The following is a 24,790-nucleotide window of genomic DNA, read 5'->3' as shown; positions in this document are numbered from 1 at the left end:
ATCATGATCGAACTGAAAGCCGACCGCTGCTCGCCGAGGCCGGGCAGATTGTGCGAGGGACCGGTCTGGGATGACCGCACCGATGAGGTGCTGTGGGTGGACATTCCGGCGGGCCGTATCCATCGCGCGACACTGCGCGACGGCGACCTCGTGCAGCGGTCCACCGTGGCGGTGGGGAAGCGGGTCAGCGCGGTGGTGCCGTGCGCATCGGGCGGGCTGATCGCGACTGCCGTCGACACCTTTTTGCATATCGCCGACGGCACGATGACCGAGGTCGCGGCTCTGTCGCTGCCCGATGACGGGGTTCGGCGGCGCATGAACGACGCCAAGGCGGACCCGTGGGGGAGACTGTTCGCCGGGACCATGTCGGAAGACGAAATCCAGGGCACCGCAGCGCTTTATCGACTGGATCCCGATGGCGAGCTGAGCACCGTGCGGCAGCAGGTGACGATCTCCAACGGACTCGGCTGGAGCCCGGACGGCGCCACTCTGTACTACGCGGACAGCCCGACACATCGAGTCGAGGCATTCGACTACGACTCGGCCACCGGCACCTTCAGCGGTGGGCGCACCTTCGCGGAATTCCCGGACGGTCTGCCCGATGGACTGACCGTGGACGCACGGGGTTTCGTCTGGGTCGCGGTGTGGGGTGCCGGGCAGGTCCGGGCATTCGATCCATCGGGTCGGCCGCACGCGGTGATCGATGTCGGCCCGGCGCAGGTCTCCAGTTGCGCCTTTGCGGGTCCGGACCTGGATGTCCTCGTAATTACCACGGCCGCAGAAGGTTCCGCCGATCCGGATGCCGGGCGGCTGTTCACCTGTAGGCCGGGTGTGACCGGTCTTCCGACGAATACCTACTCCGATGCGAGATTGGTGAGCAACCCATGACCGACCACGGCCTGATCCTGGATCCGCCGGTAATCGCGATCCTGCGCGCCCCGACGGCCGCGCGGTTCGCCGAAGTGGCTGCCGTACTGCACGAGTCGGGCATCACGGCGGTGGAGTTCACGCTCAACTCGCCGGGAGCGCTGGACGCACTGCGCGATTGCGCCGGAGCGGCCCACGCGGTCGGTGCGGGCACGGTGCTCACCGCGATCGATGCCGCACGAGCTGTGGATGCGGGCGCGGCATATCTGATCACGCCGACGGTATGCCCCGAGGTGATCGCGGAGGGCCGCCGCCTGGGTGTCCCGGTGATCTGCGGCGCGTTCACGCCCACCGAGATCCACAGTGCGTGGCAGGCGGGCGCGACCATGGTGAAGGTCTTCCCGGCCTCGGTCGGCGGTCCCGGCTATCTGAAGGCGATTCGGGGTCCGTTGAACGAGATCCCGCTGGTGCCGACGGGCGGCATCGGGCTCGCCGATGCCAGAGCGTATATGGATGCTGGGGCCAGGGCGCTCGGTATGGGGTCGCCGCTTGTCGGTGACGCGTGCGTCGGCGGTGATCTGGATGCGTTGCGTGAGCGCGCAGCGGTGGTGCGGAAGGTATTGCTATGAGCGCTGTTTCGCGGGTTTCGAGTGTGTGCAGGGCGTTGCGGGTGAAAGGCGTAGTAATGAGGGGCGTCTTTCACGATCCGATGCGCCGTCGAGCGGCACTGCCCGCGAAAGGTGTCACCATGGGGGCTGACTCGATGTGTCCGATCGCGGTCATCGTGCCTCTCGACACGCGAAAGCCGCCGCAATGACCGGCGGATTGGTAACTCTGGGCGAAGCACTCGGTGTCGTAGCCGCGACTGACCCCGGTCCATTGGCTCCCGGTGCGGCAATGCGGATGGATTTCGCGGGCGCGGAAGCGACGGTCGCGATCGGCGTTCGCAGGCTGGGGCATGAGAGCGCATGGGTGGGCAGCGTCGGTGCCGATGCCGTCGGCACCATGGTGCTCGACCGACTCCGCGCCGAACAGGTCGACATCTCGCGGTGCCGAATCGATCCAGAACTGCCGAGTGGTCTGATGCTGCGCGAGCGACGAACCGCCGCCCATATGCGAGTCACCTACTACCGCAGGGGTTTCGCGGGTTCTCGGCTGTCGCCCGCCGATATCGACACCGCCCAGATCGCCGCCGCACGCGTGCTGCATCTCACCGGCATCACCCCCGCACTCAGCCCGTCCGCCCGCGATGCCGTCCACACCGCACTCGACGCCGCTGTCGATGCCGGGGCGATCATCTCCCTGGATATCAATTACCGCCGCGCATTGTGGTCGGAATCGGATGCGGCCGTGGAGCTTTCGAAGCTGGTGTCGCGCGCCGATATCGTCTTCGCCGGTACCGACGAAGCGGCCATCCTGGTACCGGCCGCGACTCCCGCCGCGATGGCGGAATCGCTTGCCGCACTGGGTCCTTCGCAAGTCGTGATCAAACTCGGATCCGAAGGCGCGCTCGCACTGCACAACGGCGAGCTGATACCGCAGCCAGCGGTGGACATCCGCAGTGTCGACCCGGTCGGTGCGGGAGATGCGTTCGTCGCGGGCTACCTCGCCGGTGTGCTCGACAACGGGTCCGCAAGGCACAGCCTGCGATTGGCCGCCGCCTGCGGCGCATTCGCCGTATCCGTACCCGGTGATTGGGCTGGTCTGCCGTTCCGGCACGAACTCGGCCTGCTCACCGGAGCCGACATCAACCGATGAAGGGAACAGCATGAGTCGTCTGGCAGACCGGGTCGCGGTCGTCACCGGGGGCGCATCCGGCATCGGTGCGGCCACCGCGCATCGGCTCGCCGCCGATGGCGCCGCGGTCGTCATCGCCGATATCGCCGAGGCGAGTGGGCGCGAGGTCGCCTCCAAGATCCGTGCGGCCGGTCATCGAGCCGAATTCGTTCGCTGTGATGTGTCTTCGGAGGATTCTTGGATCGAGCTACGCAATAGCGTCAACGAGCTGTTCGGACCGCTGGACTTCTTGTGCAGCAACGCATCCCGGCAGGCCACCATCCCGGCACATGAATTGAGCAGGCAGGCATGGGATGACGGCCTCGCGGTCAACCTGACCCCGCTGTTCCTCGGCCTGCGCACCTTCATCGACGATCTGCGCAGCCGCGGCGGCAATGTGGTCGCGGTGTCCAGCGTGCACGCCCAATTCGGGCTGCCCGGATACCCGGTCTATGCCGCCGCCAAGGGTGGGCTGACCGCATTGGTCCGGCAACTCGCCGTCGAGTACGGGCACTCCCGCGTGCGGGTCAACGCCGTGCTGCCCGGCCCGATTCTCACCCCGGTCTGGGACGACGTCGACGAGGCAGGTCGGCGGCTGTCCGCCCAGGCCACCGCCCTGGACCGGATGGGCGCGCCCGAGGAGGTCGCCGCCGCGGTCGCCTTCCTCGCCTCCGACGACGCATCTTTCATCACCGGTGCCAACCTGGTCGTCGACGGCGGCTGGAGCGTGCGAAAGGAGTCCCGGTGAAGATCACCGCACTCACCACCTACCTGGTCGCACCGCGCTGGTGCTTCCTGAAGATCGAGACCGACGAGGGCATCGCCGGCTGGGGTGAACCGGTACTCGAGGGCCGTGCCCACACCGTCGCCGCCGCGGTCGGCGAACTGGCCGACTATCTCGTCGGCAAGGACCCGATGAGTATCGAAGCGCACTGGCAGGTACTCACCAAGGGCGGCTTCTATCGGGGCGGACCGATCCTGTCGAGTGCGGTCGCGGGCATCGACCAGGCGCTGTGGGATATCACCGGAAAGGCGCTGGGCGTACCGGTTTGGCAGTTGCTCGGCGGTGCGGTGCGCGATCGTGTCCGGGTATACAGCTGGATCGGTGGTGATCGTCCCGACGATGTCGCGCGCGCGGCGGTAGAGCGAAAAGAGCAGGGCTTCACCGCGATCAAGATGAACGGCTCCGCCGAACTGGAGCTGATCGATACGCCACGCGCCACCCGAGGCATTGTCGATCGAGTCGCGGCGGTGCGCGAGGCAACCGGCGACGATTTCGATATCGCCGTCGATTTCCATGGTCGCCTGTCCATTCCGATGGCGCGGCGGGTGCTGCCGTTACTCGAACCGTATCTGCCGTTCTTCGTCGAGGAACCGCTCCTCCCGGAGTGCAGCCAGCAGATCGGCGAGATCACCCGCGCGACAAGCATTCCCATCGCCACCGGTGAACGGCTCTATTCGCGTTGGGATTTCAATGCGGTGCTCGATCAGGGCATCGCCGTCGTGCAACCCGATCTCTCGCACGCGGGTGGCATCTCCGAGGTCCGCCGCATCGCCGCCCTGGCCGAGGCCCGCGATATCGCCCTCGCCCCACACTGCCCCCTCGGCCCCATCGCCCTCGCCGCCAGCCTCCAAGTCGGCTTCGCCACCCCTAACCTGCTCATCCAGGAGCAAAGCCTCGGCATCCACTACAACACCGGCTCGGACTTGCTCGACTACCTCGCCGACCCGACGGTCTTCGCCTATCGCGATGGCTATGTCGACCTGCTCCAAGCCCCCGGCCTCGGCATCCAGATCGACGAAGCCGCGGTGACTCGCGCCGCCGAACAGGGTCACCGCTGGCGAAATCCGATCTGGCACCGCAAGGACGGTTCTTTCGCCGAGTGGTGATCCCCTAGGGCGTCGTGATCCGTCTGGTGTTTCCCGTAGATTTGCCCGGGTCGGCGACAATCCGGCACCGGACAAATCTCGCAAGGGAATATCGTGACCACAACCGACGAGCGCACGCGCTCACCCTTCTCGGCCTGGCTCCTACAGGGCGTGACCGATGAGCGCCACTCGCAGCATGCGGGTCCCATGCGCAAGCCGGGCGATGCCGAACACGAGCGGTCCTGGTGGCAGGTGATGTGCCTGACCGGTGTCGACTACTTCTCGACCCTCGGCTATCAGCCGGGTATCGCGGCGGTCGCGGCCGGTGTGCTGTCGCCGCTGGCCACGCTGGTGCTCGTCGCGCTGACGCTGTTCGGTGCGCTACCGGTATATCGGCGGGTGGCGCGGGAGAGCCCGCACGGCGGCGGTTCGCTGGCCATGTTCACCGAACACCTACCGCGCTGGACCGGCAAGATCTTCATTCTGGTGCTGCTCGGTTTCGCGGCAACCGATTTCGTCATCACCATGACGCTCTCGGCCGCCGACGGTGCCGCTCATATCGTCGAAAACCCATATGTGCCCGCGGCTCTGCACGATCACAACCTGCTCATCACGCTCGCCCTGCTGGCATTGCTCGCGGCTATCTTCCTGAAGGGTTTCGCCGAGGCCATCAAGATCGCGGTCGTGTTGGTGGGCGCGTATCTCTCGCTGAATGTGGTTGTCGCCGTTGTCGGTTTGTATCAGGTGCTCACCGCCGGTGATCTGGTCGTCGACTGGACGCATGCGCTGACCGCCGAGCACGGCAACGTCGCGGCGATGATCGGCGTCTCGCTGCTGGTTTTCCCGAAGCTGGCGCTCGGCTTATCCGGATTCGAGACCGGTGTCGCCGTGATGCCGCAGATCAAGGGTGCACCAGAGGAATCCGAGGAGAACCCGACCGCTCGCATTGCCGGGGCGCGCAAGCTGTTGACCACCTCAGCCCTGATCATGAGCAGCTTCCTCATCGTGACCAGTTTCATCACCGTCGTGCTGATTCCCGAGCGGGAGTTCGAAGCGGGTGGGTCCGCGAACGGTCGAGCGCTGGCCTGGTTGGCGCACGAATACCTCGGCGATATGTTCGGCACGGTGTACGACGTGAGTACCATCGCGATCCTCTGGTTCGCGGGCGCGTCGGCCATGGCGGGGCTGTTGAATCTGGTGCCGCGCTACCTGCCTCGGTACGGCATGGCGCCGGAGTGGGCGCGTGCCGTGCGGCCACTGGTGCTCGTGTTCGCGGTGATCGCGTTTGGTATCACCTGGTACTTCAACGCCGATGTCGACGCGCAGGGCGGTGCGTATGCGACCGGTGTGCTCGTGCTCATCACCTCCGCGGCGGTCGCGGTGACGTTGTCGGCCGCGCGGAAGGGGGAGCGCAACAAGGTAATCGGCTTCGGCGCGATATCGGCGGTCTTCGTCTACACGACCATCACCAATATCTTCGAACGCCCCGAGGGCGTGCAGCTGGCATCGCTGTTCATCGTGACGATCATCGTCATGTCTTTCGTCTCGCGTGCCCGGCGCTCCTTCGAATTGCGCGCCATCGAGGTGACTTTCGACGAAACCGCCGCCCGCATGATCGACCGGGCCGCGGCCGAGGGCATGATCCGCATCGTCACCCACGACATCGACCAGCGCAGGCCCGAGGAGTACCGGGAGAAGGAAGCGGATCAACGTCTGGAGAGCCATATCCCCGCGGATGCCCCGATCCTGTTCCTCGAGGTCATCGTCCGCGACGCCTCCGACTTCAGCACCGACCTGCGCGTCACCGGACTCGACCTCGAGGGCTACCGCATCCTCAGCGTCGAAGCCACCGCCATCCCCAACTCCATCGCCGCCATCCTGCTCGCCATCCGGGACCGCACCGGCCTGGAACCGCACGTGTATTTCGAATGGACAGAAGGCAACCCGCTGGTCAACCTCCTGAAGTTCCTCTTCGTCGGCGAGGGCGAGGTCGCCCCGGTAACCCGCGAAATCATCCGCCGCGCAGTCCCGAACCCCGCCGACCGCCCCCACGTCCACGTCGACAGCTAGCGCCCGTCATTGCCGCGGCTGTGTGTAATTCGTCCACTGATACCCGTCGAACCACCGCACCAGCCCGGGATTCGCATGGTCCGGATACCACCCTGGAGCCATCGCAGGTGCCTGCGATCTCCCTCCCGACCCGGACTTCACAATCAACACGATGACCACCGGCACCGCCACGATCGCAAGCAGAATCAAGATGTGCAACATACTGACAGCACCCATGCGGTCAGTATGTAGTACGCCCACTCACCACTGGAGTCCCACCACGGGAGTTTGCCCTGGACAGATGTTCATCATGCACTGGCTGCGTTGCTCTCGACCGATGCCGCCACGAATGCACGGTGATCACCCGTCCATAAGTGCTTCGGCGTGGCGTGCGGTGCATCGGGTGTTCGGGGGATTCTGGCGCGGTGGGTGTGCGTCGATTCCGTACCCGCACCCGGGCTGGTACTGGCTCGCCTGGTCCGGCGGCCTTGCGCTCTTCGGACTTCAGATCATCAGCTGGGTCGAGCAATCCTGGGATTTCGTCTGGATCCGAAACTGATCAGCATCCGTTTGGTGCCGGAGCTCCCGCGAACCGATCCGCGAGGTATTGAATCGCATCCTGTTGGCGGACAAGGCCTTCCAATACATGGTCGAGCCAGGCGTCGCGGACGAGCTGTATGCTCGCTCCGCCTGCGCACCACTGACGTGTCATATCGTCGGCTTGACTCACCGGCACGATTTCGTCGAGAACGCCGTGGAAGCTGTAGATCGGGACGCGTGGTATGAATCGGCCGAGTGTATTGCGCGCCAGGACATCGGCGACGCGTGGATCGCCGAGGAGGTCCGGTACGGCCGACAGGCTACGTAGGCTGGTGAAGGCGAGACTGGTCAGCGATTGCTCGGTGCACATCTGCCGAATCTGTGAGAACACCTGCGTTCCTTGGGGATTGAGCAAAGACGCGATACCGGCCTCGGGATACTCGGCATCGATGCCCGCCAGCGTTGCGATCACCAGTGGGCTGGCCGGGCCCTCACCGTTGAATCGGCTGAGCAGCATCAGATCCGACGGTATGCCGCCCAGTGTTGCCCCGACGAGGGGGAGTTCGGGTGCATAGGGCGGCTGCAGTTGGGCCGCCCACCCCGAGATGGCCGCACCACCGGAATAACCGGTCAGTCCCCAGGGAGTTGCCGCGGTGAGACCTCCGGGCTCGAATTGTCTGGCCGCTCGGATGCCGTCGAGCACGATGTGACCGCCGGAGAAGCCCGCCGAGAATGCCGACCTCGGTCCCTCGTGGTCCGGCACCGCGACCGCCCAGCCCCGGCGCAACAACGCGACGGGAACCGAGGTTTCGTTGGCCTGCAAACCGATGCCGGAGCCGCTCTGCATCGTGCGTGATGGCGCGCATTTCTCGGCTACCGCGTCCTCGGCGAACTGGACCGAGACCGCGGGCCTCGGATCCGGACCGGGCCATGGCGTCGTGGGAACGAGAAGGGTGGTGACCCCCAGAATCGGCCGGTCGTGAGAGTCGTTGCTGCGGAAGGAGATCTGCCATGCCCGGGTGTCCGCCGGTAGGTCGGGAATGGCGAGTTCCATCGGCCTGGCTGCCACGATAGCGCCGGGTGCGAAACCTGACAGCGATGCGGGCGCTTGGTAGAGGGCCGATTCGGATGTAGCTGGTTCCGCACGCACGGTTGGCGAGCCCGCGAGTGCGCAGATGGTCCCGACGATGAGCACCAGAAACCGCATGACACACCTTCTCTGGGGAGAATTCAGTGCCAGCAAGGTAGTGCGAGAATCTCGCGCCTACGATTGCGCTTCCACTGACCGGGATTCACTTCTTCCTGGCGCGATAGGCCGCGACAGCGTTGCGATTTCCGCAGGCCGTGCTGCAGTAGCGGCGCGATCTATTGCGGGACAGGTCGAGAACCAGGCCCGCACAGTCCTCGTCGGCGCAGAGGGATAGCCGACTCAGCTCGTCCGAGCGGACCAGATCGATCATTGCCATAGCGGTCTCGACGGCGATGCGAACGGGTAGCGGAGCCTGCGCGGGCACCGCGTGGATGTGGTAGTCGACATCGCCGTGCCGGACCAGTTGCGGCAGGGCTCGATGCTTCGCCAGCGTCTCGTTGATCAGCCGCACCGTCGTATCGCGATCGCTGGTCAGCATGCGGCGGAGTGGCGTGCGCAAGGCGCGCACCGCCGCGAGCTCGGTGGCGTCGCCGGAGTGCACGCCGGTGTAGACGTGCTTGACGAAAAACTCGTCGAGCTGGCCGATCTCGGTCAACGTGTCCGGCTCCTCCGCCGAGTTCACCAGCTCCACCGCGGCAACCAGCGCCGCCTCAGTGTCATGAGCAAAGGCCATGTTGACATATTACCCCAGCTGACCTTAGCGTCATTAGTCATGGCTACGATGACTCATGACAACACTGTGCAGCGCCTGCGCACCGGGTTGCTCTGCGCGGTGGTGTCAGCGTCCTCGTTCGGGCTATCGGGATCACTGGCTCGCGGCTTGATGAATGCGGGCTGGAGCTCCGCATCCGTGGTGGCGGTCCGGGTGCTGCTCGCTGCCGCTGTGCTGGTGCCGATCGCGGTGGTGCAGTTGCGTGGTAACTGGGATCTGTTGCGCCACAACGCGTCTTTGATCACCGCGTACGGACTGCTCGCCGTGGCCGGTACCCAACTCGCCTACTTCAACGCCGTCGCCCATATGCAGGTCGGCGTGGCACTGCTCATCGAATACACCGCGCCGGTCGCGGTGGTGGGTTGGCTATGGCTGCGTCAGAGCCAACGACCCGGCGCGGCAACGGTTCTCGGCGCACTGCTCGGCATGACCGGCCTGGTCCTGGTCATCGACCTGCGCTCCGGCCTGGCCGCCAGCGGCATCGGCATCGCCTGGGCACTCGCCGCCATGATCGGCGCCGCTGCCTACTTCCTGCTCTCCGCCCACGGCGACGGCACTCTGCCCGGCACCGTACTCGCCGCCGGAGGCCTCCTCCTCGGCGGACTCGCTCTCCTCGCGGCAGGCGCGATCGGCATCGTCCCCCTCCATGCCACCACCGATCCGGTTGTCTTCCAACACCTCACCGTCACCTGGTGGCTCCCCGTCCTCGCGCTCGGCACGATCACCGCCGCCCTCGCCTACGTCTCCGGCATCGCCGCCACCCGACTCCTGGGCTCCCGCCTCGCCTCCTTCGTAGCACTCTTCGAAGTCCTGGCCGCCCTGGCCTTCGCCTGGGTCCTCCTCGGTGAATCTCCCCGCCCGCTCCAACTCCTCGGTGGCGCCCTGATCCTCACCGGAGTAATCACCGTCCGCCGCGGCGAAACCGCCCCGCTGGCCCCCGCCTCGAGCCGACAGGAACGGTGATGCGGCCGCGCAGGCTCGAGCTGTAACCTCCTGCCGCAACCGGCGAGGTCAACCACGGGCTTGACCTTCACGTATACGTCAATCCCTAGCGTCGCTCCCATGACTGTTACGACGCGAACCGCACGGGCTGTCCAGCTTTCCGCGCGACCGGACGGATTTCCGGAACTATCCGACTTCCGACTCGTCGAGCAGCCGGTGCCCGATCCGGCGCGGGGACAGGTGCTGGTGCGGAATATGTACATGTCGATCGATCCCGGGATGCTCATGCAGATCGGCGCCTATCCGGGAATTCCCCTGCCGCCGTTCGCTGTTGGCGCCACGATGTTCGGCGACGCGATCGGCGAGGTTGTCGCCTCCGCGGATCCGGATGTTCCGGAGGGCGCGCTGGTGCTGCATCGGTTCGGCTGGCGCGAGTACGCGATGGCCGAGGCGAGCGCGATCCAGGTCGTGGATCCGGACGTGTACCCCTCGCCGTCCAGCTATCTCGGATTCGGGCTGGTCGCCTACGCGGGCCTGACGGCCGTGGCGAGTCTGCGTGTCGGCGATACCGTCTTCGTTTCCAGCGCGGCGGGCGCCACCGGCGGCATGGCAGGCCAGATCGCGCGGTTGCTCGGCGCGGGCCGGGTCGTCGGTAGCGCGGGCTCGGCGGAGAAGGTGCGCCATGTCATCGACGAGCTCGGCTTCGACGCTGCGTTCGACTACCACGACGCACCCCTGGCCGAGCAGTTGCGAGCGGTCGCGCCGAACGGAATCGACGTGTATTTCGACAATGTGGGTGGTGCTCAGTTGCGGGCGGCGATCGAGGTGATGAATGTGGGCGGACGCATCGCGCTCTGTGGCGCTCTCACTCGGCAGCGGTCCGGCGGTCTGCCCGACGAAGGTCCCGGAGATCTGCTGCCGGTGATCGGCAAGCGGATCACGCTGCGTGGCTTCACCATGCTCGACCATCTGGATCTGGCGGCGGAATTCGGGCAACGGTTACGGCGCTGGATTGCCGATGGGCAACTCGTGCAAACCGAGACCGTCGTCGACGGGCTGGAGAACGCGCCGCGTGCGTTGCTCGATCTGGTCCGCGGCCACTACACCGGGAAGGTGGTCGTACGTCTCGCGCGTTGACCCTACCGACGGAAGGGAAACGAGATGCTGATCGGTGAACTCGCGGCGCGCACCGGAACGACCACCCGCGCCCTGCGCTTCTACGAAGAGCAGGGCCTGCTCACCTGCGAGCGCGCTACCTCGGGATACCGCACCTACGACGAAAACGCGATCAAACAGGTGAACAACATCCGCGAATTGCTCGATATCGGTTTCACCGTCGACGATGTCCGGGCCTTTCTGCCCTACCTGGACCACGACCTGCCCGCCGTATTTCCCTTCGAACCGCGCTGCGCCACCGGCTACGCGGCCGTCGGACCGCCACGAGTTGCCGAGTTGAACGAGCGCATCACTCGGTTGACGGAACTGCGGGACCGGCTGCTCGACCGCATGCCCTGGCTCGCAGCCGACGCCCCGACCGCCCAGCGCGACGAAATCCCGACCACGAACAGCGCGGACCCGGATCGATTGTGACTGTGAAGGGGAAGTGTTCCGAATTCGCCCGCCGACGGGATCGGCGTGGCAGGATCGGGGTGCTACGGATGGGGATGGGATGACTGAAACTGATTCGACAGCAACGGCATTCACCACGATCGCAGACGCGCGGGCGGGGCTGAGACGCGGGGAAGTCAGTGCGGCCGAGCTAGTGGAAGGGGCGCTGGCGGCCGCGGATGCGCACGACGAGACGCTCGGGGTGTTTCTGGCTCGGTTCGAGGAGAGGGCGCGGGCGCAGGCCGCCGGGGTGGATCGCAAGATCGCGGAGGGGGAGGCGCTCGCGCCACTGGATGGGATTCCCTTGGGCGTCAAGGATATTTTCGCGCACTCGGCCGGGCCGACCACGGCGCAGAGTTCGGTGCTCGACCCGGCATGGGCGAAGTCGGCCGGGGATGCCGCGGTCGTGCGGCGGCTGGAGCAGGCCGGTGGCATCGTCGTCGGAAAGACCACCACGATGGAATTCGCCATCGGTGTCCCGGATCCCGAGAAGCCCTTTCCGATACCGCGGAATCCGTGGGACGCGCAGCGGTGGGCGGGCGGGTCCAGCTCTGGTTCCGCCAGTGGGCTTTTGACCGGGGCTTTTCTGGGTGCCGTCGGCACCGACACGAGCGGCAGCCTGCGCATTCCGGCAGCCTTCTGCGGCATCACCGGGTTCAAGCCGACATTCGGACGGGTGCCGAAATCCGGTGTGGTGCCACTGGCCTACACCCTCGACCATGCGGGCCCCTTGGCTCGCACGGCCGCCGACTGCGCCTTGCTGCTGGAGGTATTGGCCGGTCACGATCGCGAAGATCCCTACAGTTCGACCGAGCCCGTCGCCGACTACACGGCCGCGCTCACCGGCGACCTGCACGGAATCACCATCGGCGTCGACAATCTCGACCGCTTCGTCGGCGACGGACGCGATTCGCTACAGCCACAACGGTTCTCGGCCGCTATCGATGCCCTGCGCGCCGCGGGCGCGACCGTAGTCCCGGTCGAGGTGCCGATGTACGTCGAGGCAACGGCCACGACTTTGATCGTCTTGGCCGCCGAGTCAGCCGCATACCACCGACCGACCCTGCACTCCCGATACCACGACTACGCCCGCGGCAGTCGCGTCGTCTTCGCCGCGGGCACCACGGTGTCCGGTGCGGATTATGTTCAGGCCCAAAGGGTTCGACATGTCGCGCAGCGCAAGATGGCAGAGCTGCTCGCCGAGGTCGACCTGGTGGCGACCCCGACCGGCCACCTCGGCGCCCCACGTATCGACGCCATGGAGCAGCTGAATCCGGTGAGCGTCCTGGCCGGATTGCATACGCCGTACTGGAATGCGCTCGGCAACCCCACCATCGCGGTACCGATCGGGCTCACCGCCGACGGCGTCCCCCTGTCGATGTCGATCAGCGGCAAGCATTTCGACGAGGCAACCGTGCTGCGCGCGGGTGACGCCTTCCAGCGCCGCACCGATCACCACCGCCTGACACCCACGCCGAGCCGAAAGGTATTGCCATGAGTTCTTGGCCCGCCTCCGCGGAGGAGAACGCGGCGATCGCCATGTTGGAGCAACTCCTGCAGGGGATGGCAGGTCTGCTGCAATCGGTCGACGAGGCCCGATATATCGATCCCAGTGGCGGCTATATGCCGTACCGGGGAAAACAGCCGAGCTGATTCGGCATCGAGTACGCCGCAGGGGTGGGGCGGCGAATTCGGCTCTACCTCCGCGGTTTTCGACGTAGGCGGCATGCGCGTCGATCGTTCCACCGTTTGGAGTTGGATTCGTGACCACCCAGCAGTCTCCCGTTCCGCACCGCTCGCCCTTCGATACCGGTAGTGAGCGCGCTCCGCTCTACACCCCGGAGTTCGCCGCCGACCCGCATAGCGCATATCGGGAGATGCGCCGCAAGTACGGTTCGCTGGTGCCGGTGGATCTGGCTCCCGACACCCCCGCGACCCTGGTGATCGGCTATCGCGCCGCGGTGCGGATTCTGCACGACCCCGAGCACTTCCCGCGCGATCCGCGCACCTGGCAGAAGGACGTTCCACCGGACTGTCCGGTCCTACCGATGATGGATTGGCGCCCAAGCGTTTTGCACAGCAACGGCGCGGTGCACGCTCGCTATCGGGAGGCCGTGAACGCGGCCATCGAGGCGGTCGACCTGCACGCACTGCACACCACGGTCGCCGAGATCGCCATCCCGCTGATCAACGCGTTCTGCACGACCGGATCGGCCGATTTGATCAGCCAGTACGCACTCCCACTCGCCTTCACCGCGATCAATGCCGTCCTCGGCTGTCCGCCCGAAATCGGGGGCCGCACCGCACTCGGCCTGGCGGCGATGTTGGATACGGTCAACGCCGCCAAGGGAAATGAGCTGGTACACGAAGCGCTGACCGAGCTGATCGCACTCAAGAAGGCCGAACCCGGCGACGACATCACGACCCGACTACTTCAACACCCCGTCGGCCTGGACGATCTCGAGGTGCTCGAACATGTGATGCTCCTCTACGGCGCTGGCATCGAACCGGCCCAGAATCTGATCGCCAACACCTTGCTGCTGATGCTCACCGACGAGCGCGTCGCCGACAATATGCTCGGTGGCAGCCTGTCCACCCGCGACGCGCTGGACCGGGTGCTGTTCACCGACCCACCGCTGGCGAACTACTGCATCACCTATCCGCGACAGCCCATCCTGATCGACGAAATGTGGCTGCCCCCACACCAACCCGTCCTCATCAGCATGGCGGCCTGCAACAACGATCCCGAAATTATCGGCGAGCGCACCGGCAACCGCTCACATCTGGCATGGAGCGCGGGCCCGCACGCATGCACCGCAAACTCCATGGCGTACTTGATAGCTCAAGACGCGATCGACCAATTGCTCGATGCGATACCGGAACTCGGACTCGCCACCCCGGCGGCAGCCCTCACCTGGCGTCCGGGCCCGTTTCACCGCGCACTGACCGCCCTGCCCGTGACCTTCCCGAAGTCACCGCCGTGGACCGTCTGACAGCGCCTCAGCCGCAGCAGCCGCGATAGCACTCGCAACCCCACTGAGCGCGGGCGAATCAACCTTCCACTGCTGCCAATAAAGCGGCACATCGATATGCGAATCCCCATCGATGGGCACGAGACTCCGGCCACCCCGAGTCTGCAGATCCGGCAACATCCCCCATCCCAACCCGATCCGAACCGCTTCCGCGAATCCGGCCGACGACGGCACATAATGCCGCGGCGGATCCACCGGCTGCCCACACCGCCGCCGCAGATGTCGATCCTGCAGATCATCCTTGCGATCGAAAAGCACAACCGGCGCAACGGAATACGCCTCCGCGGTAGGCCCATCCGCGAACCAGGTCCGCGCGAACCGCGGATTCGCCATGGGCCGATAGCGCATGGCGCCGAGCCGCTCCACCCGGCAGCCCTGCACCGCCGCGGCGGTGGCGGTGATCGCGGCCATCACCGTCCCGTCGCGCAGCAGTCGAGTCGTATGCTCCTCGTCCTCACGATGTATCTCGAAACACACACCGGCGGGCGCCTGCCGCAGCGCGGGCATCACCCACGTTTCCAGCGAATCGGCATTGACCGCGATCGGCACCCGGATCGGTCGATCCGCGGGTCGATCGGTATCGCCGAGTTCGCGTGCGGCATCACCCGCGAGTAGTTCGATCTGCCGCGCCAACCGCAGCACCGCGAGCCCGGATTCGGTGGGCCGCACCGGTTTTGTGCGCTGCAGCAATATGCGACCGGCCGCATCCTCGAGTGCCTTGATGCGTTGACTGATCGCCGATGGCGTCACGCGCAGACTGCGCGCGGCCGCATCGAAGGTGCCCTCGGTGACCGCCGCATTGAGCGCGCGGAGCTGATCGAGCTGCAAGTCCATTAAGAAATCGTAAAGGTACTTCAGAATCTTTAGCTGGTCTGGTCACGGCGGTGGATCTAGCGTCGATGCATGTGACGGCATCATCGGCGGCCCTGGCGGCCATCTCGGGACTCGGCTTCGGACTCTCTTTGATCGTGGCGATCGGCGCGCAGAACGCTTTCGTCCTGCGACAAGGTCTGCGTGGTCAGCATGTGCTCGCGGTGGTCGCGGTCTGCACCGTGTCGGACATCGTGCTGATCGCCGCGGGAGTCGGCGGGTTGGGCGTCGTGGTCGAATCCGCACCCGTGCTGCTGACGGTGATCCGCTACGCCGGAGCCGCATTTCTACTCTGCTACGGCATTCTCGCCGCCCGCCGCGCCTTCGCGTCATCGAGCCTGAGCGCCGAGTCCACCGGCGCCACCGTCGCGCTCGGCGCGACCGTCCTCACCTGCCTGGCCCTGACCTGGCTCAATCCGCACGTCTACCTGGACACGGTGCTGCTGCTCGGCTCCTTCGCCAACACCTACACCAGTCCGGACCGCTGGTTCCTCGGCGCGGGCGCGATGGCCGCAAGCATCATCTGGTTCACCTCGCTCGGCTACGGCGCCCGCAAACTCGGCCCGCTGTTCGCCCGCCCGATCGCCTGGCGCGTGCTCGATTCGGTGATCGCGGCCGTGATGTTCGGCCTTGCGCTGGGCCTCTTGCTCACCGGCTAAGCTGGCATAACTGCAACGCTGGGGGATCGGCTCGCGATCAGTACCTGACTGGGTGGGCCGAAGCAGGGTGGGGGTCGCCGCCCCGGCGGGAGAGGTGGGCAGGCAGTGAATTATCCATACGGGGAGCAGCCGCGGCAGGATCCGGCGCCGTGGGGGCAACCGGTGGACTATCCGGCTCAGCATGGCTGGGCGCAGACGGGCTACCCGATGGGGTATCCCAGCGCGCCGACACCGGGCCCGCCGCCGAAATCGAAGACCGGTGTGATCGTCGCGGTGGTGCTCGGCCTGGTCGCGGTGCTCGCCGTGGTCGGCGTCGGGCTGGTCGTCATCAGCGCGCGAGATAAGGACCAACCGCAGGCGTCGGATGCCACCGCCACCGTCGTCCCGGCGACGAGTGCGCCGCGCACGAGCACCCCGCGAACGACCACGACAACGCCGCGCTCTGGCCAACCGTCCGCGGGCAAGCTCAGCTACAGCGACTTCGCCGGTGACTGGAATTTCAAATTCGACAGCGTGGAACTGCACGCCGACTGGGTCGAGGGCCGCGACCACGCCAACTGCCGCGATTTCGAGGTGAACGGCAAGCTCAGCGGACTGGGCTGCGAGTACGCCGCCGAAATGGTGTACCGGGCCGAGGGCGGCGGGCTGAAGATCACCCAATTCGTCATGGCGATGTCGAGCGATGGCCAGGCCACCGCCGCGCTCGGCAAGTTCACCGACGAGGACCTGCACCTGCGACCGGGCACCTACATCGACAATTTCGTCACCGGTAAATGGCGCGACGGGACCGAGAAGGAGTTCGTCGTGGTCACGGTGGCCACCGCGAACGCTGCCGTCGCCGCGGACACGGTCAAGAAGTATCTGCAGTACCGGCACGCGGATACGCTCGGCGCACTGGCCTTCCGCTAGCCATGAACCGGCCGCAAGCCTGTGGCAGTGTCGATGTCATGCGATTGCGAAGCTGGAAGACGACCGCCGCGATCTGCGCGTGGGGCATGTTGCTCGGCGGATGCGCGCACGACACATCGGGTTCATCGGCGCGCACCACGGCACCGCAGGTCGGCGACGAACCGGCGACATCCCCGCCGCGCTTCATCGCCGATGACCGCGTGGTGGTCATCGACCCCGGCCACAACGGCGGCAATGCCGCGCAGCCCGGCGAGATCAACCGTCAGGTGCCGGACGGTCGCGGAAAGACCAAAGCGTGCAACACCACCGGCACGTCGGCCACCGATGGCTACACCGAACACGAATTCAACTGGGATGTCGCTATCCGGGTCCGGGATGCCTTGGCCGCCCGCGGAATTCGCGTCGTGCTGACCCGCGACGACGATGCGGGCGTCGGCCCGTGTGTCGACGAACGCGCCGCCATCGGAAACCGCAGTGGCGCAGCGGCTGTCGTCTCGATCCATGCCGACGGCGCCGCCGCGGGTGCGCACGGCTTCCACGTCGCGTACTCGTCGCCGCCACTGAACCCGGCCCAGCACGAGCCGTCGCAGCGACTGGCAACGACATTGCGCGACACCATGATCGGGTCCGGCTTCGTCCCGTCGACTTACGTCGGCTCCGACGGCATGAACCCGCGCGCGGATCTGGCGGGTCTCAACCTGTCCGAACGTCCGGTCGCATTGGTCGAGTGTGGAAATATGCGCGATCCGGGTGACGCCGCGCTGATCGAATCGCCCGACGGCCGGGCGAGGTACGCGGACGCCATCGCCAATGCGATCGTCGCCTTCCTCGGGTAGTTGCCCAAACCGTGATCGGGATCACTATTTGTTAGCTGTGCGCCCCTATCGACACTGAGTTAACGGCGTTACGCTAACGCTGTTACCCAAGGGTGGTCGAACTAGGGGAGTCGCTCATGCTCGTACGGATCGCACATCTGGCCACCAGGCATCCGCGGACGATCCTGCTCGCCGCCGCACTGTTGGCCGTACTCTGCGGCGTGTTCGGGGCCACGGTGATCTCGGATATGAAGACGGGCGGTTTCACCCCGGACGATGCCGAATCGTCGCAGGTCGCCAAGTTGATCGCCGATAACTTCGGCGGCGCGGAACCCAATCTCATCTTGCTGGTTCGCGATGATGCCGGTGCGGACAGCCCGGCTGCCAAGGCCGCGGGCGCGAAGGTGGTCGACACCCTGCGCTCGCGCGGCGATGTGATCGGCATCCAGTCCTATTGGAGCGCTCCGCAGTCGTTCTCATCCGTGTTGCGCAGCAAGGACGGTAAGAGCGCACTGGTGCTCGGCTACATCACCGGCGAGGAGTCCGTGGCGCAAAAGGCCGCCGGTGCGATCGCCGAAGAGGTCACCGGCACCAGCGACGGCGTCAGCGTCTATCAGGGCGGCCTCAGCTCCCTCTACCACGAATCGAACGAGCAGATCACCCATGATCTCGCGGTCGCGGAGAGCGTGGCCATCCCGCTGTCGTTCATCGTGCTGATCCTGGTCTTCGGCAGCTTGGTCGCGGCCTTTCTGCCGCTGGCCGTCGGGATCTTCGCGATCTTGACCACCCTGGCGATCCTGCGCGCCCTCACGGTCTTCACCGATGTGTCGATCTACGCGCTGAATTTGACCACGGCAATGGGTCTTGCCCTCGCGATCGACTACAGCCTGTTCATTGTCAGCCGCTTCCGCGAGGAACTCGGCAATGGACTCGATGTCGAGGCTGCGGTGGTGCGCGCGGTGCAGACCGCGGGACGCACGGTGCTGTATTCCGCACTGACTGTCGCGCTGTCGGTGGCCGCGCTGGGCGTGTTCAATCTGTACTTCCTGCAATCCTTCGCCTACGCGGGAGTTGCGGTGGTCGCCGCTGCCGCCGCAGCATCGATCTTGATTCTGCCCGCGGTATTGATGGTGCTCGGACATCGAGTGAATGCATTGGATCTGCGAAAGCCGTTGGGGCGCTTGTTCGGCTGGGACCCGCACATCCAGCGCACACCCGAGCAGACCTTCTGGTACCGCACAGTCCAGTGGGTGATGCGCCATGCCGCACCGGTCGCTATCGCGATCATCGTGCTGATGCTGGCGATCGGATCCCCGTTCCTCGGTGTGAAATTCGGCTATCCGGACGATCGAGTGCTCAATGCGGGCGCCTCCGCCTCCAGTCGCACGGTCGGTGACGCCCTGCGTTCGGACTTCCAATCCAATGCCGCGACCAATGCCACCGTGGTGCTCGACGACTACCACGCAAACCCGGCCGCCATCGGCGATTACGCCGCCGCGCTGTCGAAGGTGGAAGGCGTGTCCGGAGTGCTCTCGGGTTCCGGCCTGTACGCAGGCGGACTGAAGGTGGCGCCGGGATCGCCGCAGATGACGAACGACACCGGCGCATTCCTCACTGTCGCGACGACAGTCGATCCCTTCACCTCCGCGGGTAAGACGCAACTGGACCGGCTCCGCGATGTCCCGAGCCCGGGACCGGCGCTCTTCGGTGGCAGCGCCGCGATCAACCGCGACTCCCTCGACGCACTCGGTGCGCGACTGCCGCTGGCCGCTGGGCTGATCGCGCTCACCTCCTTCGTGGTGCTGTTCCTGTTCACCGGCAGTGTGCTGCTACCGCTGAAAGCTCTTGCCCTCAATACGCTTTCGCTGACCGCCGCGTTCGGAGCGATGGTATGGATCTTCCAGGACGGACACTTGTCCAGCGTTTTCGGCAACAGCGCGACCGGATATCTGGTTCCGACCATGCCGATCCTGATGTTCTGTCTTGCCTTCGGAATGTCCATGGACTACGAGGTATTCCTGCTCTCGCGCATCCGCGAGGAGTGGCTGGCCTCGGGACAGACCGCCGCGGACAACACTCGCGCGGTGGCCCTGGGCGTCGCGCGCACCGGCCGGATCTTCACCGCGGCCGCACTATTGATGGCCATCGTGATGGCCGCCATGGTCACCTCGAAGGTATCGTTCATCCAGATGACGGGTCTGGGTCTGACGTTGACGGTGCTCGCGGACGCAACGCTGATCCGCGGCCTGCTCGCGCCCGCACTCATGCGGCTGCTCGGCACCGCGAACTGGTGGGCGCCCGCGCCACTCGCCCGGCTGCATGCCAAGATCGGCCTGAGTGAGGGCGAAACCGCACCGGGCACAACCGAATCCGATAAACACCAACTAGCCGGACGAGCGTGACTTCTACCCGCAGGAAGCGTTCGGCACGTGGCTCCGGTGCGGAGCTACGCGCCGAAATCCTCGACGCCACAAAGAAACTGCTGGCTGATGCCGGTCACGTCGACGCGGTTTCCATCCGGGAGATCGCCAAGATCGTCGGTGTCACCCCGCCATCGATCTACCGCCATTTCGCGGATAAGGATCAGCTGATCGAGTCGGTGGTGGCCCAGGTCTTCGAAGATCTGGACGCGGAAATGCTGGCCGCATCCGATCCGAACGACTCGCCGATGGAGCGTCTGCGTCAGCAGGGCCTGGCATATGTCCGCTTCGCCAGGGAGCATCCGAAGCAGTACCGCTTGGCCATGACGCCCGGCGAGACGGCGGGCGCGGTCGACCAGGTGTTGAGCAGCAGTGCCTTCGCCCATCTCGCGGCGACCGTCACCGAGTGCATGAACCTCGGCGTGGTCGCGCCGGGTGACCCGGTGCCGGTCGTCTTGGAGTTGTGGTCGACCGCGCACGGCGTCGCCTCGCTGCTGATCGCGAAACCCTATCTCCCGTGGGGAGATGTGGAGGCATTCACCGATCGCGTATTGCGATCGATCTGCGTCGGGCGGGTTGTCATCGATAATATGCTCGGCGACGACGTGTCCCCCGACGCCGTCGCCGAGTGGGTGGTGGCGAACCGTCGGGTGCCCTGAGCCGCGCTCAGCGCCGCGAAGGCGAGAGTGGCGGCTACTGTGCGCACCGCATGGGAGAGCTGCCAACGATCACGGATGGTTGCCCAGTCGCCGGGCGGCATGGTGGCGATCCAGTCGCGCTGGTCGGCATTGATCGGCAGGTTGACGATGATCGTCAGGATCAGGACGCTCGCGAGCAGTGCGAACGCGATGATCGGGAGCCAGCGGGTCGGGCCGCGGTCGCGGAAGCGGGCCACGATGATCAGGGCGGTGGCGATCAGGGCGGGCAGCAGGGTGACGGTGGCGAGGACATCGAGCCATTCCAGTTCGATCTGCCTGACCTGGGTGTAGACGGCGGCGGTGGCGTCACGCATCGATAGTTCGAGGACGAGGACGGCGATCAGGAATCCGGCGAAGATACCGCTGAATATCTGGGCGGCGAAATTGGCGATTGTGCGCATGGTCCGCACTCAATTCCGGAACGCGGCAGCGTTATCGGCGGCCCACTCGGCGAAAGTTCTTGTGCGGCCGAGTATTTTCTCGACATTGTCGGTGAGCGGTGCGGGTTGGCCGACGCCATCGGCGTAGCGGGTGAGCAGGGAGTCGACGAAATCCTCGGGAAAGCCGCGCGCCACCATGCCTTGTCGCACCACAGCGGCGGGAACTTCCTCATAGCGCAGCCGCCTACCGATGACCTCGCCGATGATCCGAACCATATCCGCATGGGTAAGTGATTGCGGTCCGGTCAATTCCACTCGTCTGTTGACCAGATCGCCGGTCAGGAGGGCATGCGCCGCGACCGCCGCGATATCCCCTTCGTGCAGCGGACTCTCGGCGAATTCGGCATAGGGGCCGCGCACCACATCACCCGCTCGGATCTGGGCATTCCAGCCGCTCTGCAGCACATTGACCGCAAAGCTGCTGGCGCGCAGGCTCACCCACTCCAGACCACTGTCGACCACCGCCTCCTCGGCCTCCCTGTTCCGATCGCCACGGAACCGGGACGGCTGTGCGTCGAGCGGGTCGTCGACATTGATGGCCGAGAGGGCGACGAGCCGCCGCACACCACGCTTACCGGCCAGTTCCGCGAATGCGAAGGCCGCATCGCCCACGGCGCGTGGATGCAGGAATGCCGCGGACGTACCGTCGAGGGCGTCGGCAAGCGTGTCCGGCCAGACCGGATCGCCGCCCACGACCTCGACACCGGCGGGCAGCTCGGCATTTTCGGGGGACCGGGTGACGGCGCGCACTTGAACTCCTTGTGCGGCAAGCAGTTCGACGAGCGGACGGCCGACGGTTCCGGTGGCTCCGGTGATAAGGATCATGACCACTCCATCTTTGGAAATCATATCGTATGAATCTCATACTAGATTGATTGGAGTGTCATGCGATATGACTTCCGTAACATCGAGCCGCAGCTGCGCGTCCGAGCGGATGCCGCGTCCGAACTGCTGGACCGGCGCTCGAAGCCGGGCATGGTGTGGTCGGCGCTGCGAGACCGTATCGGGGCTCCCGTGCGATGAACCGGCTGGAACGGAACTGCACGACCGCTCAGGACTTCAGGTCTGCGGACCGGATACTCAGTCGAGCTCCGCCAGGCGAACGGCGTACGGCTGCGCGGTGAGCGGCAGTGTGTATCAGCGGCTGGAGGCCAGTCGTGACGCACCTCGCGCAGTTGTCGTCGCGCGTCCGCGTTCGCTGATCTGCCAGCACCCGCTGTGCGAAATGGCGACGACCAGGCCGCGTGCACGCAGCCGCGACAGCGCGCTGCGGGTGCTCCATCCCGTCAGCTGTGCCTGTCGCTGGATCTGAACCGCCGACAGCAGGCCGCCGGGACGAAGAATGCTCAGCACCACCGATTGTGCTGCCTGCCCGAACCTCATGCGTCCTCCTCGAAAGGCTAGACATGCCGACGGTGTACGCGGAGCCGCCGACGCGCGCACACGCGGGAATGTCATAAAAGGTTAATAATCGACATCGCGTGATGTCAACAGCATGTGATGTCAACATTATTGGGACTTATGGGGATTCGGTCATGCCGACCGCCGCGGAGCAGCCCAGAGACGAGTCGTGAGCGCTGGCGCGGTCGTGAGCTCGCCGACCGTACGACGAACCGGCCTCGGTCAACAGCAAGAAATCTCGAATCCTCCACAGACGAACAGGTCGAGGCCAGTGCGGCTGAACGATCGCAAGCAGAGGTGGAAGGGGCCCAGGGGTAGGCGGCGCGGCAATCCGCGCTGAAGCGTGACCTCGGCTCGGTGGTATTCGCGACTTTCATGCCACCAAATCTGTTGTGCAGGATGGCCTTCCGTGACAATAGCAACGGCCCCGCGTCGACGTCATGGTCGCGCGGGGCCGCTTTGTGGTCTTCGGTTTTGCCTGGCTCAGGCGGGGCGGTTGAACTCTCCGTTGGTGACGCCAGCTGTGAAGGCATCCCATTCGCCCGGGGCGAAGTTCAGCGCTGGGCCGGTCGGTTTCTTCGAGTCGCGAACGCCGACGCTGCCTGTGTCGAGCCACGCCACCTCGACGCAGGAAGTCTGGCCGCTGCTGTGGCTGCTCTTGAACCAATTCACTTCAGATAGTTCGGTGTTCACGCTGACCACTCCCTTGCTGCTCGCCTGAGCAGGTCTCGCGTTGTGCCGGTCAGGCGGGGCGCTGGAATTCTCCGTCTGTGATGCCAGTGGTGAAGGCATCCCATTCGCCCGGGGCGAAGATCAGCGCTGGGCCGGTGGGGTTCTTCGAGTCGCGAACGCCGACGCTGCCTGTGTCGAGCCACGCCACCTCGACGCAGTCGGTCTGGCCGCCGCTGTGGCTGCTCTTGAACCAATTCACCCCGGATAGGTCAGTATTCACGCTCTGTAACTCCTTGCTGCCCGCCTGAGCAGTTCTCGCGTTTGCGTCTCATCCAGTGCTGTGCTCCGTACGGCCGAAGCAATGTCATGGTAGCGCCGCAAGTCGTCGGCGTGTTCCAGGTACAAGTCCGGCTTTCCGTTCCCTTCGAGATAGACCAGCGGGGGTTCCACTGTGCGGCCCTTGGCGTCGGTGCCGAAGTCGAGAATGACGAAAGGGCCATGCAGCACACCCAAAGCGCATCCGCCGACGTACGGATGTATACGGAGCGAGACGTTCGGCAGCTTGCTGATCTCGGCCAGATGATTCAGCTGTGCAGCCATCACCTTCGGCCCGCCGACAACGCGGTGCAGCGCCGATTCATGAAGTAGCAGCTCGAGTTTCACCGGATCGGCTTTGCGGGTGACGATCGTTTGTCGCTTCAGGCGCAATTCGACCCGGCGTTCGATGTCTTCGGGGTCGCTGTCACGGTAGAACGCACTGATCAGCGCCCGCGCATAGTCAGCGGTCTGTACTAGACCGAGGACGATCTCGTGGTAGGCGATCAGTTCGCGCGCGGCGGCCGCCAGTTCGACGTACATGTTGAACGTCGCATCGCTGTAGAGCCCGCCGAATGCGGTGTACCACGAGGTGACCCGTGCTTGCTTGGCGAGTTCGACCGCGCGATCGATGTCGGCCGGTTTGACTTCGTACAGTTCACACAGGGCTTGAATGTCGCGGATGCGGGACTTCTTCACGCCGCCGGTCTCGATGCGATGAAGGGCGGTCTTACTCAGTTCCACGAGGTGGGAGGCTCGTTCGAGAGATAGCCCGGTGCCTTCGCGCGCTTCGCGTAGAAAACGTCCCAGTTGTCGCCGGGGCAGGGTCGAGGGTTCATCGTCGCTGGTCATGTTGTTTGCATCCTTTGCAGAAGCGGAACGAAACGAAACCCAAACGCGGGACGGACTTTACGCGGGCCGTGGACCCTTTCTTGGTGATTCGGGCCAATTGGATCCGGAACTTCCGGAATCGCGTGTTTCACTCGAAGTTCGTGGTGTGCTTGGCCCCGACGTTCGGATGACACCGCAGGTTGGAGCACCGAGAA

26 protein-coding genes and 1 pseudogene are annotated in these 24,790 nt (G+C 65.5%); 17 read left to right on the top strand and 10 right to left on the bottom strand.

Translation table 11 applies throughout. The features are described 5' to 3' along the window. The first annotated feature begins 3 nt into the window (after window positions 1–3). The 6 genes from ACQPZ2_RS34345 (at window position 4) to ACQPZ2_RS34320 (ending at window position 6,582) form a co-directional block, all read left to right on the top strand. Window positions 4–888: an SMP-30/gluconolactonase/LRE family protein gene (locus ACQPZ2_RS34345; RefSeq protein WP_433522219.1), complete on the top strand. Its 885-nt coding sequence runs from the start codon at window positions 4–6 to the stop codon at window positions 886–888. Further along, window positions 885–1,496, top strand: coding sequence for a bifunctional 4-hydroxy-2-oxoglutarate aldolase/2-dehydro-3-deoxy-phosphogluconate aldolase (locus ACQPZ2_RS34340; protein ID WP_433522218.1), 612 nt, complete (start codon window positions 885–887; stop codon window positions 1,494–1,496). Before ACQPZ2_RS34345 ends, ACQPZ2_RS34340 begins: the two co-directional genes overlap by 4 nt. 184 nt (window positions 1,497–1,680) lie before the next feature. Then, complete coding sequence (locus ACQPZ2_RS34335) at window positions 1,681–2,625, top strand: sugar kinase (protein ID WP_433522217.1); 945 nt, start codon at window positions 1,681–1,683, stop codon at window positions 2,623–2,625. A gap of 10 nt (window positions 2,626–2,635) precedes the next feature. After that, on the top strand, window positions 2,636–3,391 hold the full coding sequence (locus ACQPZ2_RS34330) for an SDR family NAD(P)-dependent oxidoreductase (RefSeq protein ID WP_433522216.1): 756 nt from the start codon (window positions 2,636–2,638) through the stop codon (window positions 3,389–3,391). After that, window positions 3,388–4,533: a galactonate dehydratase gene (dgoD, locus tag ACQPZ2_RS34325; RefSeq protein WP_433522215.1), complete on the top strand. Its 1,146-nt coding sequence runs from the start codon at window positions 3,388–3,390 to the stop codon at window positions 4,531–4,533. Before ACQPZ2_RS34330 ends, dgoD begins: the two co-directional genes overlap by 4 nt. A gap of 186 nt (window positions 4,534–4,719) precedes the next feature. Continuing rightward, a complete protein-coding gene (locus ACQPZ2_RS34320) occupies window positions 4,720–6,582 on the top strand; it encodes an amino acid transporter (protein ID WP_433527602.1) in 1,863 nt (620 codons plus the stop codon). A 6-nt stretch (window positions 6,583–6,588) separates the two neighbouring features. On the opposite strand, the gene ACQPZ2_RS34315 is transcribed toward ACQPZ2_RS34320, so the two are convergent. The 3 genes from ACQPZ2_RS34315 to ACQPZ2_RS34305 all read right to left on the bottom strand — a co-directional run bounded on the left by ACQPZ2_RS34315 (window position 6,589) and on the right by ACQPZ2_RS34305 (window position 8,924). Next, window positions 6,589–6,684, bottom strand: coding sequence for a DUF2510 domain-containing protein (locus ACQPZ2_RS34315; RefSeq protein ID WP_387290543.1), 96 nt, complete (start codon window positions 6,682–6,684; stop codon window positions 6,589–6,591). A 436-nt stretch (window positions 6,685–7,120) separates the two neighbouring features. Continuing rightward, window positions 7,121–8,308 carry a lipase family protein gene (locus ACQPZ2_RS34310; RefSeq protein WP_433522214.1) on the bottom strand — a complete coding sequence of 396 codons (1,188 nt, stop codon included), beginning with the start codon at window positions 8,306–8,308 and terminating at the stop codon, window positions 7,121–7,123. A gap of 85 nt (window positions 8,309–8,393) precedes the next feature. Further along, a complete protein-coding gene (locus tag ACQPZ2_RS34305; RefSeq protein ID WP_433522213.1) occupies window positions 8,394–8,924 on the bottom strand; it encodes a CGNR zinc finger domain-containing protein in 531 nt (176 codons plus the stop codon). A gap of 39 nt (window positions 8,925–8,963) precedes the next feature. Here ACQPZ2_RS34305 and ACQPZ2_RS34300 point away from each other — a divergent pair, with 39 nt between their 5' ends. From ACQPZ2_RS34300 to ACQPZ2_RS34275, 6 genes are all read left to right on the top strand, one after another. After that, on the top strand, window positions 8,964–9,926 hold the full coding sequence (locus tag ACQPZ2_RS34300) for an EamA family transporter (RefSeq protein WP_433522212.1): 963 nt from the start codon (window positions 8,964–8,966) through the stop codon (window positions 9,924–9,926). Window positions 9,927–10,025: 99 nt separating this feature from the next. Next, a complete protein-coding gene (locus ACQPZ2_RS34295; RefSeq protein WP_433522211.1) occupies window positions 10,026–11,042 on the top strand; it encodes an NADP-dependent oxidoreductase in 1,017 nt (338 codons plus the stop codon). 24 nt (window positions 11,043–11,066) lie between these two features. Further along, window positions 11,067–11,495, top strand: coding sequence for a MerR family transcriptional regulator (locus ACQPZ2_RS34290; protein WP_433522210.1), 429 nt, complete (start codon window positions 11,067–11,069; stop codon window positions 11,493–11,495). Window positions 11,496–11,574: 79 nt separating this feature from the next. Next, complete coding sequence (locus tag ACQPZ2_RS34285; protein ID WP_433522209.1) at window positions 11,575–13,011, top strand: amidase; 1,437 nt, start codon at window positions 11,575–11,577, stop codon at window positions 13,009–13,011. Further along, entirely contained in the window at window positions 13,008–13,166 is a 159-nt protein-coding gene (locus tag ACQPZ2_RS34280; RefSeq protein WP_433522208.1) for a hypothetical protein, read from the top strand. Before ACQPZ2_RS34285 ends, ACQPZ2_RS34280 begins: the two co-directional genes overlap by 4 nt. Before the next feature lie 110 nt (window positions 13,167–13,276). Next, entirely contained in the window at window positions 13,277–14,506 is a 1,230-nt protein-coding gene (locus ACQPZ2_RS34275) for a cytochrome P450 (RefSeq protein WP_433522207.1), read from the top strand. On the opposite strand, the gene ACQPZ2_RS34270 is transcribed toward ACQPZ2_RS34275, so the two are convergent. Next, window positions 14,486–15,379: a LysR family transcriptional regulator ArgP gene (locus ACQPZ2_RS34270; RefSeq protein WP_433522206.1), complete on the bottom strand. Its 894-nt coding sequence runs from the start codon at window positions 15,377–15,379 to the stop codon at window positions 14,486–14,488. The genes ACQPZ2_RS34275 and ACQPZ2_RS34270 overlap by 21 nt on opposite strands. Before the next feature lie 65 nt (window positions 15,380–15,444). Here ACQPZ2_RS34270 and ACQPZ2_RS34265 point away from each other — a divergent pair, with 65 nt between their 5' ends. The 5 genes from ACQPZ2_RS34265 (at window position 15,445) to ACQPZ2_RS34245 (ending at window position 20,877) form a co-directional block, all read left to right on the top strand. Beyond that, window positions 15,445–16,074, top strand: coding sequence for a LysE/ArgO family amino acid transporter (locus tag ACQPZ2_RS34265; RefSeq protein ID WP_433527601.1), 630 nt, complete (start codon window positions 15,445–15,447; stop codon window positions 16,072–16,074). 105 nt (window positions 16,075–16,179) lie between these two features. Next, window positions 16,180–16,983, top strand: a complete 804-nt coding sequence (locus tag ACQPZ2_RS34260; RefSeq protein ID WP_433522205.1) for a hypothetical protein — start codon at window positions 16,180–16,182, stop codon at window positions 16,981–16,983. Window positions 16,984–17,021: 38 nt separating this feature from the next. Beyond that, window positions 17,022–17,819: an N-acetylmuramoyl-L-alanine amidase gene (locus tag ACQPZ2_RS34255; RefSeq protein WP_433522204.1), complete on the top strand. Its 798-nt coding sequence runs from the start codon at window positions 17,022–17,024 to the stop codon at window positions 17,817–17,819. 116 nt (window positions 17,820–17,935) lie between these two features. Further along, window positions 17,936–20,200, top strand: coding sequence for an MMPL family transporter (locus ACQPZ2_RS34250; protein WP_433522203.1), 2,265 nt, complete (start codon window positions 17,936–17,938; stop codon window positions 20,198–20,200). Continuing rightward, window positions 20,197–20,877 carry a TetR/AcrR family transcriptional regulator gene (locus tag ACQPZ2_RS34245; RefSeq protein ID WP_433522202.1) on the top strand — a complete coding sequence of 227 codons (681 nt, stop codon included), beginning with the start codon at window positions 20,197–20,199 and terminating at the stop codon, window positions 20,875–20,877. The genes ACQPZ2_RS34250 and ACQPZ2_RS34245 overlap by 4 nt, the downstream gene beginning before the upstream one ends. Before the next feature lie 26 nt (window positions 20,878–20,903). Here ACQPZ2_RS34245 and ACQPZ2_RS34240 read toward each other — a convergent pair. From ACQPZ2_RS34240 to ACQPZ2_RS34215, 6 genes and pseudogenes are all read right to left on the bottom strand, one after another. Then, window positions 20,904–21,230: pseudogene (locus ACQPZ2_RS34240) on the bottom strand (anthrone oxygenase family protein); the annotation flags it as partial. Between the two features lie 96 nt (window positions 21,231–21,326). Beyond that, entirely contained in the window at window positions 21,327–22,181 is an 855-nt protein-coding gene (locus ACQPZ2_RS34235) for an NAD(P)H-binding protein (RefSeq protein ID WP_433522201.1), read from the bottom strand. Between the two features lie 312 nt (window positions 22,182–22,493). After that, entirely contained in the window at window positions 22,494–22,739 is a 246-nt protein-coding gene (locus tag ACQPZ2_RS34230; RefSeq protein WP_433522200.1) for a hypothetical protein, read from the bottom strand. Between the two features lie 501 nt (window positions 22,740–23,240). Further along, entirely contained in the window at window positions 23,241–23,450 is a 210-nt protein-coding gene (locus ACQPZ2_RS34225) for a DUF397 domain-containing protein (RefSeq protein WP_433522199.1), read from the bottom strand. 49 nt (window positions 23,451–23,499) lie between these two features. Beyond that, window positions 23,500–23,709 (bottom strand): DUF397 domain-containing protein, encoded by a 210-nt coding sequence (locus ACQPZ2_RS34220; RefSeq protein ID WP_433522198.1) that lies wholly within the window; start codon window positions 23,707–23,709, stop codon window positions 23,500–23,502. Next, window positions 23,706–24,596 (bottom strand): helix-turn-helix domain-containing protein, encoded by an 891-nt coding sequence (locus ACQPZ2_RS34215; protein WP_433522197.1) that lies wholly within the window; start codon window positions 24,594–24,596, stop codon window positions 23,706–23,708. Before ACQPZ2_RS34215 ends, ACQPZ2_RS34220 begins: the two co-directional genes overlap by 4 nt. Window positions 24,597–24,790: the final 194 nt, after the last annotated feature.

It is taken from the genome of Nocardia pseudovaccinii, assembly GCF_050942345.1.
Taxonomy (GTDB): domain Bacteria; phylum Actinomycetota; class Actinomycetes; order Mycobacteriales; family Mycobacteriaceae; genus Nocardia; species Nocardia pseudovaccinii.
Note: the sequence above shows the minus strand (reverse complement) of the source record. Positions and strands in the feature narration are given on the sequence as shown.